The sequence below is a fragment of the Clostridium sp. AM27-31LB genome (genome assembly GCF_003480745.1).
Lineage (GTDB): Bacteria > Bacillota > Clostridia > Lachnospirales > Lachnospiraceae > Butyribacter > Butyribacter intestini.
Map to the genome: position 1 here is coordinate 172,183 of NZ_QUJS01000002.1, position 16,362 is coordinate 188,544.

Genomic DNA, 16,362 nt, shown 5'->3' on the forward strand with positions numbered 1-16,362 from the left:
TTATGATTAAAGATATATTTATAGTGTGCCGTGGTGCGGGTGACCTTGCGACAGGCATTATTCACAGACTTCACAGGGCAGGGTTTAAAGTGCTGGCACTTGAAACTAAAAAGCCTGCAGCAATACGAAGGCAGGTTTCGTTCTGCGAGGCAGTCTACGACAAAGAGATAACAATAGAGGGAGTTAAGGCTAGACTTATAACATCATTAGATGAGGTGGATGAGGTTATTAAACAGGGAGTTGTGCCGGTTATCATTGACCCTAAAGGAGAGTCGATTGCAAAATTAAGACCTGACATCGTGGTAGATGCGATAATCGCAAAGAAAAATCTTGGAACTTTTATGGACATGGCACCGCTTGTTATAGGAGTTGGTCCGGGATTTACGGCTGGGGAAGATGTTGACATAGTTGTGGAAACTATGAGAGGTCACAATCTCGCAAGGATAATAGATAAAGGGCAGGCTCTTGCAAATACCGGAATACCGGGAAATATAGGCGGTTATACAAGTGAGCGTGTCATTCATGCGGCGGCTTATGGCTTTATAAAAAATATCCGCCACATAGGTGATGTTGTAAAAAAAGGTGATGAGATAGCAAGGATATACGAGAAATATGATAATAATACTTCCGAGTCAGGATTTCAAGGAGAGTATGTACCTGTAAATGCAACAATATCAGGCATTATCAGAGGTCTTATCAGAGACGGCTTTGAGGTGACTGAGGGATTTAAGATAGCAGATATAGATCCGAGAGAGGGCGAGTTAAAAAACTGCTTTACAATATCGGACAAATCGAGAAGTATAGGCGGCAGTGTGCTTGAAGCGGTATGCAGCTATGTGTCGGGTATGTAGTTTATTTATGTTTTTCAGGATGGTAATGTGCAGAAATTATAAAGTAGACATCATCTGCAATAGGTTTTGCAAATGAGCTATAATAATGAGGATAAAAATGGATAAGAAAGAACTTACACATTTTAATGAAGCAGGCGAAGCACATATGGTAGATGTTCACGAAAAAGAGGACACATACCGTGTAGCAAAAGCCTGTGGTGAGATAAAAATGAATGAGGATGCATTTAATGCCGTGGCAAACGGGACTGCCAAAAAAGGGGATGTGCTTGGAATAGCACGCATTGCAGGGATAATGGGGGCAAAAAATAATTCAATGCTCATTCCGCTCTGCCATCCCATTGCCATGACAAAATGCGATGTGGATTTTGAACTTGACGAAGACAATAAGACAATAACAGCAATATGTATAACTGCCTGCGTTGGAAAAACGGGTGTTGAGATGGAGGCTCTTACAGGTGTGAGCACGGCACTTTTGACTATATATGATATGTGCAAGGCGGTCTGCCGCTCAATGGAGATAAAAAATATTCATCTGCTCGAAAAAGCAGGTGGAAAAAGCGGTCATTATGTTGCTGACCGCAATACAGATGTGAATAGTAGTGACAATTAATATCAGACGAGGTGAGATAATCTTATGTTGTACAGCGTAGGGATAATCACATTAAGTGATAAAGGCTCAGAAGGGATTAGGGAGGACATGAGCGGACCCAAAATAAAAGAACTCCTCCCAAAAGATAAGTACGAGGTTGTATCATATAAACTGCTGCCTGATGATGAACAGATGCTTAAGAGTGAGCTTACAAGACTTTGCGATGAAGTAAAATGCAATCTTGTCCTAACAACAGGCGGGACCGGTTTTTCAAAAAGAGATATAACACCTGAGGTGACGTTTAGTGTGGCAGAAAAAAATGCACCGGGGATAGCAGAAGGACTTCGTGCCTATAGTATGCAGTTTACAAAAAGAGCAATTCTTTCAAGAGGAGCATCAGTTATAAGAAACAGGACACTTATAATAAATCTTCCGGGAAGTGTTAAAGCAGTATCAGAGAGTATGGAGTTTCTGATTGGAAATATAGAGCATGGGCTTGATATTCTGCTCGGATATGACAGTGAGTGCGGAGGGAAACTTAAATGAAACTTGTAAAAACAACTGAAGCGGTAGGGCAGGTGTTGTGCCATGACATAACACAGATAATTCCCGGTGTGAAAAAGGATGCCGTATTCCGCAAGGGACATATTATAACAGAAGAAGATATACCGGTACTTTTAAACGTCGGTAAAGATATGATATATATATGGGAAAATGATGAGACAATGCTTCATGAGAACGATGCGGCAGAGATACTTTATCATATGACGGCAGGGGAAAATATGCATCCGTCCGAGGTAAAAGAGGGAAAAATAGAAGTAATAGCAGATAGTGACGGACTCCTTAAGGTTGACAGAGAAAGATTAAAGAAAGTCAATTCTTTCGGTGAGCTTATGATAGCGACAAGACATGGAAATACCGCTGTAAAAAAAGGGGATAAACTTGCAGGAACAAGGATAATACCTCTTGTTATTAAAAAAGAGAAAATGGAAAAGGCTTCTGAGATATGTTCGGATGCTCCGATATTAAAGATACTTCCGTTTACGATGAAAAAAGCGGCTGTTATCACGACAGGCAACGAGGTATTTTATGGCAGGATAAAAGACGGATTTACACCTGTTATCGAAAAAAAGATAAATGAATTTGGTGTAGAAATGGCATTTCATGAGACTTTTAATGATGATGATAAAAAGATAACTAAGGGATGTCTTGATGCTGTCAATGCAGGCATTGACATAATATTTTGTACCGGTGGTATGAGTGTTGACCCCGACGATAAAACACCTCTTGCCATAAAAAATACGGGAGCGGATATAATATCATACGGTTCACCCGTTTTGCCGGGTGCAATGTTTTTATTGTCTTATTATAAAAAAGATGACAGGATAATACCGATATGCGGACTTCCGGGGTGTGCCATGTATAATAAAAGGACTATCTTTGACCTGGTTCTGCCGAGACTTCTTGCAAATGATATGATAACATCGGATGAACTCGCATCATTAGGTGAAGGTGGATTTTGCTTAAATTGTGATGTGTGCACATTTCCAAATTGCGGCTTTGGAAAAGGGTGGTAATGTGCTTTGCACAAACTTGATATTTAAATCGTACAATGGTGGTGAAAAGTATGACGGATGGCTATGGAAGAAAGATTGATTACATGAGGATTTCGCTGACTGATAATTGCAATCTCAGATGCAGTTATTGTATGCCTGAGGGAAAGATTTCCGATATACATTATCTCCCTGTGGAAACCGTATTAAAATGTGTTGAGAGTGCTGTCTGCCTTGGGATAACAAATTTCAGGCTGACAGGGGGTGAGCCGCTTATCTATCCGGATATTGAAAAACTTATCGCAAAAATGAGAAATGTGAGTGGAGTAAATTTTATCGGAATTACCACAAACGGAGTTTTTCTAAGTGAAAAGGCTGATGTATTAAAAATGGCAGGGACAGACAGCATAAATGTGAGTCTTGATACCGTAGATTCTGATGAGTTTAGGAAAATCACGGGGCGGAACTGCCTTAAGAATGTTATCGATGGGATAGATGCCGCTTTAGATAGCAGAATTAAACTAAAAATAAATACTGTTCTAAGAAGTGAAGTTGATGTGCTGAAAATGACAGAGTTTGCAAATGACAAAAATATTGATATAAGATTTATCGAGCTGATGCCTGTAGGAATAGGAGAGAAAAATGATATTATTCCGAGAAAAGCTGTTATTGAAAAACTTGAAAAGAAATACGGAAAAGTGTGTGGAGTATCAAAAATGCATGATGAAAACGGACCGGCAGAGTATTATGCTTTCCGGAAACTAGGTGTGCGTGTAGGTCTTATTCAGGCGGTTCACGGTAAATTTTGTGACAGATGCAACCGCATAAGAATAACATCAGATGCAGGTTTAAAGCCATGCCTTGCCGATAGCAGAATTATAGATTTGAAAGAAGCACTTGACATCGGAAAAGATGAACTTACAAAAATTATGAGAAAGGCTATATATGAAAAGCCAAAATCCCATCATTTTGAAGATATTTTATGTGAAAAAGAAACTAAAACAATGAATATGATAGGAGGTTAAAAAGTTTGGGAAAACTTATTGCAATAAACATAAGCAGGGAGCGTGGAACTGAAAAAAAGCAGATTCCAAAAGTCAGGCTTATCAGGAATTATGGGCTTGATGGAGATGCACACGCCGGAAGATGGCACAGACAGGTGAGTCTTTTGTCATATGAAAAAATAGAGGAGTTCAGGAAAAAAGGTGCTAAAGTAGAAAACGGTGCATTTGGAGAAAATCTGATAATCTCAGGATTTGATTTTAGGAGTCTGCCGCTTGGAACACGCTTTAAAATAGGTGATGCCGTTCTTGAAATGACGCAGATAGGCAAGGAGTGTCATTCGCATTGCAAGATATATGAGCGTATGGGTGAATGTATCATGCCAAAAGAGGGTGTATTTGCAGTTGTCATAAATGGAGGTATGATAAATGAGGGTGATGAAGTAAAAATGCTTGAAGCTGATATGTATTTAAGTATAAGAGACAGGGATCGAGCTGAAAAGTCATTTATTGCTACAGTTGTATCAGGTGAGGCAACAGGACAGAAGGCCTACATTACAGATGGCAGAATAAGGGTAAGCTATGGTGACTATTTTACCGGTGATATAGTAAAAAAATTGTGTAAGACTTTCTGCGGTATTGATGATAACGGAAATAACGATGGCAGCAGTCTGGTTAAGATAGGGGACAATACATTATTTATCCAAAACATCACCGGCAGACCTAATCTTGTAATATGCGGTGGAGGTCATGTGGCAGAGGCACTTGTGAAGATGGCTGAACTTGTGGATTTCGACATTACCGTGATAGAGGACAGACCCATATTTGCTCAGAAAATACGCAGTCTTGGGGTTGAAAATGTTATATGTGATGACTATGTAAATGCACTGAAAACTATAGACAAAAACCGTGACAACTATTTTGTGTGCATGACCAGAGGACACAGATTTGACGAACAGTGCATTTTTGAGATTTTTAAGATGCCATATGCATATGTAGGGATGATGGGTTCAAAAAGGAGGTCGGTAATGGTAAGAAAAGACCTTAAAGAACATGGTATTGAGATTGAAAAAATAAATGAACTTCATTCACCAATAGGTCTTTCAATATGTGCGGCTACACCACAGGAGATAGCGTTGTCAGTTATGAGTGAGATAGTATATTGTAAAAATAAACATTGCAATAACGGCTCTGTTGATGATAATATTATTGATGAACTTGCAAAACAGTCTGATGAGCAGAGGATTTTATGTACCATTATAAGAAAAAGCGGCAGTGCTCCAAGAAATGTCGGAACGCAGATGATAGTAACTTCGGACAACCGAATTATAGGAACTATCGGAGGAGGATGTGCGGAGGCTGAAATTATCACGAGATGCAGGGACATTTTTAACGGCTTTGCAATGCCAATGCAGGAAACAGCATCAAAAAATGATGAGAATAAAAATAAGGCTGTTTGTCAAAAAGACAATTTTGCAAATAAACATTTTATAGGCAAACCTGAGATAATGGAAGTAAGTATGAATACTGATGATACTGAAAAAGAGGGCATGGTGTGTGGTGGAAATATAAGTGTTATGCTGGAGAGAATGTAGATTGATTAAAGGAAAAAATGAGTGTGCAGAAAAGAGGTTTTTATGTTTGATGTAAAGGAGATAAGTAAAAAAATAAGTGTATGCTGTGTTATAGCGGCACTTGTTACAGTGATGCTCGCAGGCTGCGGAAAGAAAAACGAGAACAGCAAAAAAACAGATATAACCATATTTGCTGCAAAAAGTCTTAACAGTGTTATGGATGAACTATGCAAAGAATACAACAAAGAGCATCCTGATATAAATTTCCACACAAATTACGACAGTTCAGGAACACTTATGACACAGATAAAAGAGGGAGCAAAGTGCAATGTATTCTTTTCGGCAGGTGTAGAGCAGATGGACGAGCTTGAAAAGGGATATGATGGCGGCAGTGTAGATAAGGATAGCCGCAAAGACCTTTTAAACAATCAGGTGTGCCTTGTAACATGGAAAGGAAGTAATACAAAAGTTAAGAGTTTTAAAGATATGTCAAAAGCAAAAAACATGGCACTTGCAGATGAAACTGTTCCTGTAGGACAGTACACAAGAAAGGCTTTGATAAATGCAGGTCTGGTATCAGGCGATAAGGAAAAGGCTAATGACTTAAAAGATACAGATATATCAAACGCACTGGGAGGTCTTGAGATAAACAGTTGTGCAAATGTAGGTGCTGTTGCGGCAGCAGTTGCAGAGGGTGCAGAGGAGATTGGAACTGTTTATTATTCAGATACCTTTGGATATGAAGACAATTTAGAGATAATCGAAAAACTCCCAAACAGCCTTACAGGTGATGTTATCTACCCTGTTGCATCACTTAAAAGTGATGATATATCTGACGCTGAATTTAATGCTTCAAACGAATTTGTAAAGTTTATGAGCGAAGAAAAGGCTGTAAAATTATTTGAAAAATACCATTTTTCTATGTCTTAGAAATGAGGTTTATTATGGATTACTCCCAGATTGATTTTAGTCCGCTTTGGATAAGTCTTAAAACCGGTATTGTGGCTTCACTGGTATCTTTTGTGCTTGGCATACTGGCAGCTTGGTTTGTCGTGAGCAGGCGTGGAAGAACAAGAGGTATATGGGATGGTATTCTTACAATGCCTCTTGTTCTGCCGCCGACAGTTGCGGGATATATATTGCTCCGTATATTTAGTACCAGACACAGCTTTGGAAATTTTGTAGATAAGGGACTTTCAATTCATGTCATACATACATGGCTTGGCTGTATCATTGCGGCTACGGTTATTGCATTTCCTCTTATGTACCGAAATGCCAGAGCGGCATTTGAACAGGTAGACGAAAATGTGATATATGCGGCACAGACGCTTGGTCTTAGTGAGTGGACAATTTTCTTTAAAATCCGTATGCCAATGGCAAAACCCGGAATTTTATCGGGGATTACACTTACATTTACAAGAGCACTCGGAGAGTACGGTGCAACATCAATGCTTGCCGGAAACATTGCAGGAAAAACCTCAACAATATCTCAGCAGATAGCGATGGTGATTCAGAGCGGTGATTTTAAAACGGCAGGTTTCTGGTGTATTGTGATAACGGCAATTTCGTTTATCTGTCTTGTTATTATAAATTTTATTACGGGTGACAGATAAGAAATCTGCAAGAATGAGGATTGATATGGCTTTAATAGTAAAGATAAGAAAAAGGCTTGATAATTTTGAATTAAATACGGATATACAGACAGATGACGATATACTGGCACTAAGTGGTGCATCCGGTGCGGGAAAGACTATGATATTAAAATGTATTGCAGGGATAGCAACACCTGACAGCGGTTATATATCACTGAACGGTCGTGTCCTTTTTGACTCGGAAAAAAAGATAAATTTAAAAGCTTCACTTAGAAAAACAGGTTATCTCTTTCAGGATTATGCTTTATTTCCTACAATGACGGCAAGAGAAAATATAAATATTGTTATGAAAAAGAAAAACCATGAACTTGTAGATAAGTGGCTTAGTGCATATGGGCTTGAAAAAGTGGCAGACAATTATCCTAAAAAATTGTCAGGAGGACAGAAACAGCGTGTTGCAATGATTCGTATGCTTGCATCAGACCCGGAGTGTATATTGCTTGACGAACCATTTTCTGCACTTGATGAACATATCAAAAGAAAAATGGAAGTGGAACTTATGGAGATGCTTGAAAATTTCCATAAGCCGATAATTTTTGTTTCGCATAACCGGGAAGAAATCTACAGATTTGCAGATAAAGTATGTTCCGTGGAAGATGGAATTGTAAGCAGGATATATGATAAAAAATATTTTTATTATAAACCTGAGACAAAAGCACAGGCAAAACTTGCAGGATGTCTAAATTTCTCGAACATAAGCTGGATAGATGAAAGTCATGTGAAAGCGGTTGACTGGGGTGTTACGCTTAAAGTTAAGGCAACAAAAGAAAGTGACTGGGAAAAATATCATAGTATCTGTATTTTTCAAAATGATATAAATATTGGAAAACATTCCTTTACGCATCAGAAAAAATATATTAAAAATGAAAATATAAATTCTGAAACAACAGGAATGTTTGAAGATACGCTAAATACCTTAAAGATAAAAAGTATCTCGCTGTCAGAAGAACTTTATAATACCTGCTGCCTTTGTGAGCTTGAAAACGGTGAGGTTATAACAATGATAAAGCCAAAAGAGAATCAGTTGTTTTCGGATAAATTGCAGGATAAATATATTGACTTACTAAATAATGTTAAAAAAATTACGGTAGCAAAAGAATATATACATCTTCTTAAATAACAGTTCAGCCTTGCATTTCTTACATTCATAAACCTGCCAGCGAGCTGTCAGTCGCTGCTTTGCAGCTTTTGTTTATTTCATTTCAGAAATGAAAGGCTATTCTACCATAAAAAGGTACTTAACAATACAATGAACAAGCTCATTGTATTGCTAATTATCTTTTTATGGCTGAACTGTTACCTTCTTAAATAAATTGAAGATGATTTCTGTTGCTGATATCATGTCAGGGGGGAATATATTAATGATATATCTTGATAATGCGGCGACTACACTTTACAAACCGCAAGCTGTATATGATGCTGTTATGCACGCAATGAAAAATTATGGGAATTCAGGCAGGGGGTATGGAGAGACATCACTTGAAGCATCAAGGTGTATATTTGAAACAAGAAAGTGCCTTACTGAATTTTTTGGCGGTGACAATGTCTCAGGTCTTATATTTACATCAAATGCGACCGAGGCATTAAATACTGTTATTCATGGACTTTTTAATGAGGGTGACACGGTTATTACCACAAACCTTGAACATAATTCAGTGTTAAGACCTCTTTATTATGCCGGTGAAAGAGGAGTTAAGGCAGACATTGTATCGTGCAGTGGTAATGGGATTGTTGATGCCTCTGGTATAGAAGATATGATAACAAAAGCTACAAAAGCAATCATCTGTACTCACGCATCCAACCTTACGGGGAATGTTGTCGATATAAAAAAGATTGGAGAGATTGCAAAAAAACATAATCTTCTTTTTATAGTGGACGCATCACAGACTGCAGGTGTACTGCCTATAAATGTCAGGGATATGAATATAGACATACTCTGTTTTACAGGACATAAAAGTCTTATGGGACCGCAGGGAACAGGCGGGTTTTATATAAGAAACGGCATAGATATAAGACCTTTAAAAAGCGGTGGGACAGGCATAAAAAGTTTTTTAAGACAACAGCCTGAGCAACTTCCTGAACTGCTTGAAGCAGGGACATTAAACAGCCACGGGATAGCAGGGCTTCTTGCCGCTGTAAAGGAGATAAACACTGTTGGAATTGACAAGATATACAATAAAGAAAACAGACTTATGCAGATATTTTATTCGGGTATAAGCAGGGTAAAAGGCGTAAAAGTCTATGGTGATTTCAGACAGGATAGAGTCCGCTGTCCGATAGTTTCATTAAATATAGGAACGGCAGATTCTTCAGAGATAAGTATGCTCCTTGAAGATGAATTTGGAATAGTCACCAGAGCAGGGATTCATTGTGCTCCGCGTATGCACGAATATTTTGGCACAAAAACACAGGGTATGGTAAGATTTAGTTTTTCGTATTATAATACAGAGGAAGAAGTGACGGCGGCGGCAGATGCAGTAAAAGAAATTGCTAAAAAGGTGGTGGACATATAATTTATCATGGAAGATATAGTTTTTTGTAAAGGCGGCGGATGTACCGCAAAACTTGGAGCAGATGTACTGAAACATATACTGTCAAAAATACCTAAAGGTGAGAAAGATATTTCACTTCTTGTCGGTTATGACAGCAGTGACGATGCGGCAGTATATAGAATATCAGACGATATGGCAATTGTTCAGACACTTGATTTTTTTCCACCGATGGTCGATGACCCGTATATTTTCGGACAGATAGCGGCGGCAAATGCATTAAGTGATGTATATGCGATGGGCGGTGAGGTAAAGACTGCACTAAATATAGTCTGTTTTCCTGAAAAAATGGACCTAAACATTCTTGGAAAGATAATGCAGGGCGGTGCAAAAAAGGTGAATGAAGCAGGTGCGACACTTGCAGGAGGTCATTCTATAGCCGATGACAGTGTAAAATACGGTCTGTCTGTTATGGGACTTGTAAATCCTGACAAAATATATGAAAATAATAAGGCAGAACCGACTGACATACTTATACTTACAAAAAAACTCGGTGTAGGGCTTGTGTGCAATGCACAGCGTGTCGGACAGGCTTTTAAAGGTTCAATGGATGAAGCAATAGAGTCGATGACTACACTCAATAAAAAAGCGTCTGAGATAAGCAGAAATTATGAAATCCATGCATGTACTGATGTGACAGGATTTGGACTTTTAGGTCATTTAAACGAGATGATAAATAACAGTGTATCGGTGGAGATTGACTCAATATCCATACCTGTTATAAAAGGTGCACTTCATTATGCCGAAGAATTTCTGCTCACGGCAGCAGCACAGCGAAACAGAAATCATGTCGCAGATAATGTGGATTTTTCAGAAAACATAACATTTGCGATGGAAGAACTGTTATTTGATCCGCAGACATCGGGAGGTCTTTTGTTTGCCGTAAAGAAAGAAGATGCACTGCCATTTTTAAAGGAATTAAAAAATGAGGGATTTCCGGCGGCGATAGTTGGTCATTTTACGCAAAAAAAAGAAAAAAATATTTATATAAAGTAACAGGAGATTGCAAAACTAATAATATGTTGTATTAATTGTGTGAATATAACAAATACTATAGTTCTAAAGTTAAGGAGAAAAAAGATATTATGATAACAATAAATGCAATGGGTGATACCTGCCCGATACCAGTAGTTAAGACAAAAAAAGCGATTGAGAAACTTGAAAAACCGGATACGATTGAGACTCTTGTCGATAATGAGATTGCTGTTGAAAATCTTAAAAAGATGGCTTCACAGATGGGGTTTGCAGTTTCAGACAGCAAGACAAGTGACTCCGGGTACAGTGTGAAGATAACTATAGATGATATTGATAAAATAAATGACAATAAAATGTCGGCAGCAAATGATAAAGCAACATCAGTTGCCAAAGCAAATTCTATAAAGACAGGTGCGGATGAGATGGTTTCCTGCAATATCAAAAACAGCGGTGAAAAAGTTGTAGTCATCAAGTCTGAATTTATGGGTGAGGGTGATAACGAACTTGGAAAAGTGCTTATCAAAGGTTTTATATATGCACTCTCGCAGCAGGATGAATTGCCTCAGACAATGCTTTTTTATAACGGCGGTGCAAAGATTACAAGTGAAGGCTCTGAGTCGATAGAAGATTTAAAGGCTTTAGAGGAAAAGGGTGTAAAGATATTTACCTGTGGTACCTGTCTCAATTATTACGGACTTACCGAAAAGCTCTGTGTCGGTGAAGCCACAAATATGTATGAAATTACTAAAAAAATGACGGAAGCATCACTTATAGTCTGCCCATAATATTATGTGCGAAAATTGTAAGAGAGAAAGACATACACAGCTTGTGATTTCATTCAAAAATACAACTGCTGCAATGGAAATGGAGAGCCGGGCAAAGAGTGAAAATATTTACGGCAGGATAATACCGCTGCCGTCAAAAATATCGGCAGGGTGTGGTCTTGCTTGGAAGACAGAGCCTGATATGAGAAATGAGACAATAAACTTCATGCAGAAAGAAAAAATTCAGTGGGATGCGTTATATGAACTGGATTTGTTTTAACACTAAAATCATAAGAGAAAGGAAAGAGATATGTTCTATTATAATCAGTATATAAGGGCAAAAAGCCTCGAAGAAGCATATGAACTCTACCAGAAAAAACAAAATTTCATTGTCGGCGGAATGCTTTGGACAAAGATGAAAAATACAACTCTTGGAACAGCGATAGATCTCTGTAAACTGGGGCTTGACAGCATAGAAGAAAATGAAAATGAGTTTCGTATAGGTGCATATGTATCATTAAGGGACATAGAAACAAATAAATCATTAAATAAATATGCGGATAATGCCTTTGCCAACTCCGTAAAAGATATAGTCGGTGTCCAGTTTAGAAATGTTGCAACGGTCGGCGGAAGTATATGGGGGCGGTATGGCTTTTCAGATGTTATGACGATATTTAGGGCACTTGGTGCTAAAGTGGAGCTTTTCCATGAGGGTATCATGGAACTTGATGACTTTGTAAAGCTGCCACGCACGGTGAGAGATATACTTGTGTCAGTAATTGTGCCAAAGGAAACTGAAAAGGTAGTTTATCTGAGCCAGAGAAACCAGTCAACAGATTTCCCGGTGCTTACCTGTGCCGTTTCAAAGGGAAAAAGAGGTACTATGGCTGTTATCGGGGCAACTCCATATATGGCTGAGCCTGTATATGACAGTGAAAATATATTATCTGTACCTACAGATGAAAATATTGAAAGATTTGCAGAGTATGTGGCACAAAATATCCGTTTTGGCAGCAATATGCGTGCCAGTGCCGAGTATAGAAAGATAATATGCAATGTTCTTGTAAAAAGGGCATTAAAGACGATAGTATCAGAAAACGAAAAGGAGGAAATCTGCTGATGGAAGTAAAGATTACATTAAATGGAAAAATGATAAAAGATACCGTAGACGCAGATATGCTTCTTATAGATTTTTGCAGGAAACATAAATGTTATTCGGTAAAGAGAGGATGTGAAACAGGAAACTGTGGTCTTTGCACGGTGCTTATGGATGGAAAGCCGATGCTTTCGTGCAGTATTCCTGTCGGCAGGGCAGACGGAAGATGCGTTGATACACTTGAAGGACTGGAGGAAGAAGCTAAAAAATTTACCGGTTATTTTGCAATGCAGGGTGCTGACCAGTGCGGTTTTTGCAATCCGGGATATATAGTTAATATAGTGGCACTTCTCCGTGAAAATCCTGATCCGACTGACGAGGAGATACTTGAGTATCTTTCGGGCAATCTGTGCCGCTGCACGGGGTATCAGAGCCAGCTTCGTTCACTCAGGAATTATCTGAACAGCAAAAAGGAAAATGCACCTATGCAGCTTGAAGCAGAAGTTTTTGGGGCAGACATCGGAAAGGAGTGGAAGAATGAGTGAATTTAACCGTGAAAGAAAAGATTATCATGCAGTAGGAAAAAGTATTCCAAAGAAAGACTCATCACAGCTTCTCCTTGGAAAGCCGGTATTTACCGATGACATAACACCATCGGACTGCCTTGTGGTAAAGCTTCTCAGAAGCCCTCATGCTCATGCCTTAGTTGAGGATATAAACACTGATATTGCAATGAAAGTACCGGGGATAGAAGCTGTTTATACATGGAAAGATGTTCCTGACAAGCGTTTCAGCATTGCAGGCCAGACTTTTCCGGAGCCGTCACCGTATGACAGGCTTATACTTGACAGAAGGGTGAGAAGTGTAGGTGATCCTGTTGCGATAGTTGCGGGTGAGAGTGAGAAAGCTGTTGATAAAGCATTAAAACTTATAAAAGTAAAATATCAGGTACTCGAACCTGTACTTGATTTTCACAAGGCACTTGACAATCCCATACTTGTGCATCCGGAGGATAACTGGATGTCATATGGCAATACGGGTGATGTTAAGAGAAATCTTATACACCATGAGGAAGATGAACATGGTGATGTAAATGCAGTATTTAATGACTGTGAGGAGATAATAGAGCATACCTGGCATATAAAGGCGGCACAGCAGGCTTACATGGAAACGATAAGGGCGTACTGCGAGATTGACAGATACGGCAGACTTCATTGCATAAGTTCAACGCAGATAGTTTTTCATATCAGAAGAATACTTGCAAATGCACTCGATATTCCAAAATCGATGGTGCGTGCGGAAAAACCACGCATAGGCGGAGGTTTTGGGGCAAAACAGACAGCCGTATGTGAAGTCTATCCGGCTTTTGTTACATGGATGACAAAAAAGCCGAGCAAACTTATTTACAGCAGAAATGAATGTCAGATAATATCTTCACCCCGCCATGAAATGGAAGTGACGGTTCGTCTTGGTGCAATGAAAGACGGCAGGATAAGAGCGATAGACCTTTATACGCTGTCAAACGGAGGAGCATACGGTGAACACAGCACAACGACCGTTGGACTTTCAGGCCACAAATCACTGCCGCTTTATACGGGCGGATGTGAAGCGACAAAATTTTCATGTGATGTTGTCTACACGAATGTTCAGGCAGCAGGAGCATATAGAGGATATGGTGCAACGCAGGGGATTTTTGCACTCGAATCTGCCGTAAATGAACTTGCGGAAAAACTTCATATGGATCCGGTTGAGATAAGGATGAAAAACATTGTAAGAGAGGGAATGTTCATGCCGGCATACTTTGGCGAGACAGCGAATGCCTGTGCTTTGGATAGGTGTATAGAGCATTGTGCCGCAAATTTCAACTGGGCTGAGAAATATCCGGTCAGGGATATGGGAAACGGCAAAGTCAGGGCAGCAGGAATGGCACTTGCGATGCAGGGGTCGTGCATCTCAAATGTTGATGTGGGTTCATGCACATTAAAACTTTCAGACGATGGAACATATAATATGATGATAGGTGCGGCTGACATGGGAACAGGCTGTGATACCATTCTTTCGCAGATGGCAGCAGAAGTCCTAGACTGTGATGCAGATAAAATTTCAGTTTTTGGTGCAGACACAGACGCATCACCTTATGATTCAGGTTCTTATGCTTCATCAACAACTTACATCACGGGAATGGCTACACAAAATGCCGCTTTAAAACTTCGTGAAAACATAATGAAGATAGGTGCAGGGCTTCTCGGCTGTTCTCCTGAAGATGTAGATTTTGATGGCGAAAAAGTGTATATGACGGAAGATGAAAAATCGGTCAGCCTTGCGGATATTGCCACAAAATCACAGGTAAACAATACTATCCCTGTCGATGTGACCGAGACATATTCATCACCTGTATCACCGCCGCCGTATATGGTCGGAATGGTTGAGATAGAGCTTGACAAAGAAACAGGAAGCGTAAAGATACTTGATTATCAGGCGGTTGTCGACTGTGGAATACCAGTAAATCCAAACCTTGCAAGAGTTCAGACAGAGGGCGGTATAGTACAGGGGATAGGTATGGCACTCTATGAAAATGTCACATATAGTGCAGAGGGAAAGATTGCCGAGAACAGCCTTATGCAGTATAAAATTCCAACAAGACTTGATGTGGGAAATATAAATGTTGAGTTTGAAACAAGCTATGAACCGTCAGGACCTTTCGGGGTAAAGTCGATAGGAGAGATAGTTATAAATACTCCTGCACCAGCTCTTGCACACGCAATATACAGGGCAACCGGAGTGTGGCACAGAACAGTTCCGTTCACACCTGAAAAAATCCTTATGGGGATGATTGATCCTGAGTGGAAAGAGATTGACCACCGTATCATATAGTAGTCTGGCGGCTGAGGTGAAAAGCTTCGACGGATTAGTCTATATTGATTGAACAGGGATATAGATAATAGTATTGACACACTTTGCTTATATAAAATTAAGATTGTTTCGCAAATATATAAAATCAAAAAATATGATACACATTATATATATGGCGGCTGGGAACAGCCGCCGTTTTGGAAGTAATAAACTCTTACATATCTGGCAGGGAAAAATGCTTTACAGACATACGCTTGATATGTTATCAGATATTGTAAGCAGCAGAAAAATAAATGAAGATATAGATTATGACATAACACTTACTGTTGTAACACAATACGACAGGATAATAGCTGACCTTGATGGCAGAAAAGATATAAATACCGTGTTTTGCGGTGATAGCAGGCTAGGTGCATCATATACGATAAAAGCAGGGATAAACAGTTTGATGGGCAGGTTGAAAAAAGACGACTGGATTTTGTTTATCGTTGCAGACCAGCCGTATCTTAGCGAAAAGACGATACATAAATTTATCGAGGCGGTAGCGAAAAATAAGAAAGAATTTTCTTCGCAAGATAAAAAAAGCGAAGATTACAAATTGCTTTTGACGAATGGTAAAAAAAATAATAATGATTATGAAAATATTTTGTCAGAAGAAAAAAACAGCAAAGATTACAAGGTATTTTCAGCAAGATATATGGAAAAAGCAGGCAATCCATGTATGTTCTCCTGTGAACTTATCCCTGAACTGTTGGAGTTAAGCGGTGACAGCGGGGGCAGAAAAGTCGCAAAAAGACATGAATGTTTTTATATAGATGTTGAAGACGAGAAAGAATTGTTTGATATTGACAGCGAAAAAGATATTTATATTTATTCTCAGAATTGATGTTATCAGTCAGTTATAC

The 16,362-nt window shown here is 39.1% G+C and carries 17 protein-coding genes; all 17 read left to right on the forward strand.

Annotated features, from left to right (window positions below; all coding sequences use genetic code 11):
- Positions 1-2: 2 nt before the first annotated feature.
- The 17 genes from yqeB to DW721_RS04430 all read left to right on the forward strand — a co-directional run bounded on the left by yqeB (position 3) and on the right by DW721_RS04430 (position 16,343).
- The gene (gene yqeB / locus DW721_RS04350) at positions 3-851 is read left to right on the forward strand and encodes a selenium-dependent molybdenum cofactor biosynthesis protein YqeB (RefSeq protein WP_118744945.1); all 849 of its coding nucleotides are present in this window, start codon (positions 3-5) and stop codon (positions 849-851) included.
- Between the two features lie 97 nt (positions 852-948).
- Complete coding sequence (moaC, locus tag DW721_RS04355) at positions 949-1,461, forward strand: cyclic pyranopterin monophosphate synthase MoaC (protein WP_118744946.1); 513 nt, start codon at positions 949-951, stop codon at positions 1,459-1,461.
- Positions 1,462-1,488: 27 nt separating this feature from the next.
- Positions 1,489-1,986 carry a MogA/MoaB family molybdenum cofactor biosynthesis protein gene (locus tag DW721_RS04360; protein ID WP_118745112.1) on the forward strand — a complete coding sequence of 166 codons (498 nt, stop codon included), beginning with the start codon at positions 1,489-1,491 and terminating at the stop codon, positions 1,984-1,986.
- Positions 1,983-3,017 (forward strand): molybdopterin-binding protein, encoded by a 1,035-nt coding sequence (locus DW721_RS04365; RefSeq protein ID WP_118744947.1) that lies wholly within the window; start codon positions 1,983-1,985, stop codon positions 3,015-3,017. The genes DW721_RS04360 and DW721_RS04365 overlap by 4 nt, the downstream gene beginning before the upstream one ends.
- A gap of 50 nt (positions 3,018-3,067) precedes the next feature.
- On the forward strand, positions 3,068-4,018 hold the full coding sequence (moaA, locus tag DW721_RS04370; protein ID WP_182436207.1) for a GTP 3',8-cyclase MoaA: 951 nt from the start codon (positions 3,068-3,070) through the stop codon (positions 4,016-4,018).
- A 5-nt stretch (positions 4,019-4,023) separates the two neighbouring features.
- On the forward strand, positions 4,024-5,589 hold the full coding sequence (locus DW721_RS04375; protein ID WP_118744949.1) for an XdhC family protein: 1,566 nt from the start codon (positions 4,024-4,026) through the stop codon (positions 5,587-5,589).
- A gap of 42 nt (positions 5,590-5,631) precedes the next feature.
- Positions 5,632-6,498, forward strand: coding sequence for a molybdate ABC transporter substrate-binding protein (modA, locus tag DW721_RS04380; RefSeq protein ID WP_118744950.1), 867 nt, complete (start codon positions 5,632-5,634; stop codon positions 6,496-6,498).
- Positions 6,499-6,512: 14 nt separating this feature from the next.
- Complete coding sequence (modB, locus tag DW721_RS04385; RefSeq protein ID WP_330672322.1) at positions 6,513-7,181, forward strand: molybdate ABC transporter permease subunit; 669 nt, start codon at positions 6,513-6,515, stop codon at positions 7,179-7,181.
- A gap of 25 nt (positions 7,182-7,206) precedes the next feature.
- Positions 7,207-8,340 (forward strand): ATP-binding cassette domain-containing protein, encoded by a 1,134-nt coding sequence (locus tag DW721_RS04390; RefSeq protein WP_182436208.1) that lies wholly within the window; start codon positions 7,207-7,209, stop codon positions 8,338-8,340.
- 241 nt (positions 8,341-8,581) lie between these two features.
- Entirely contained in the window at positions 8,582-9,733 is a 1,152-nt protein-coding gene (locus DW721_RS04395; RefSeq protein WP_118498985.1) for an aminotransferase class V-fold PLP-dependent enzyme, read from the forward strand.
- A 6-nt stretch (positions 9,734-9,739) separates the two neighbouring features.
- The gene (selD, locus tag DW721_RS04400; RefSeq protein WP_347560353.1) at positions 9,740-10,765 is read left to right on the forward strand and encodes a selenide, water dikinase SelD; all 1,026 of its coding nucleotides are present in this window, start codon (positions 9,740-9,742) and stop codon (positions 10,763-10,765) included.
- 89 nt (positions 10,766-10,854) lie between these two features.
- On the forward strand, positions 10,855-11,529 hold the full coding sequence (gene yedF, locus DW721_RS04405) for a sulfurtransferase-like selenium metabolism protein YedF (protein WP_118744953.1): 675 nt from the start codon (positions 10,855-10,857) through the stop codon (positions 11,527-11,529).
- 4 nt (positions 11,530-11,533) lie between these two features.
- On the forward strand, positions 11,534-11,788 hold the full coding sequence (locus tag DW721_RS04410; protein WP_022014637.1) for a DUF3343 domain-containing protein: 255 nt from the start codon (positions 11,534-11,536) through the stop codon (positions 11,786-11,788).
- Positions 11,789-11,818: 30 nt separating this feature from the next.
- The gene (locus DW721_RS04415; RefSeq protein ID WP_118744954.1) at positions 11,819-12,628 is read left to right on the forward strand and encodes an FAD binding domain-containing protein; all 810 of its coding nucleotides are present in this window, start codon (positions 11,819-11,821) and stop codon (positions 12,626-12,628) included.
- Positions 12,628-13,149, forward strand: coding sequence for a 2Fe-2S iron-sulfur cluster-binding protein (locus tag DW721_RS04420; RefSeq protein WP_022014635.1), 522 nt, complete (start codon positions 12,628-12,630; stop codon positions 13,147-13,149). The genes DW721_RS04415 and DW721_RS04420 overlap by 1 nt, the downstream gene beginning before the upstream one ends.
- Positions 13,142-15,478 carry a molybdopterin cofactor-binding domain-containing protein gene (locus DW721_RS04425; protein ID WP_118744955.1) on the forward strand — a complete coding sequence of 779 codons (2,337 nt, stop codon included), beginning with the start codon at positions 13,142-13,144 and terminating at the stop codon, positions 15,476-15,478. Before DW721_RS04420 ends, DW721_RS04425 begins: the two co-directional genes overlap by 8 nt.
- A 133-nt stretch (positions 15,479-15,611) precedes the next feature.
- The gene (locus DW721_RS04430) at positions 15,612-16,343 is read left to right on the forward strand and encodes a nucleotidyltransferase family protein (protein ID WP_147355380.1); all 732 of its coding nucleotides are present in this window, start codon (positions 15,612-15,614) and stop codon (positions 16,341-16,343) included.
- Positions 16,344-16,362 lie beyond the last annotated feature (19 nt).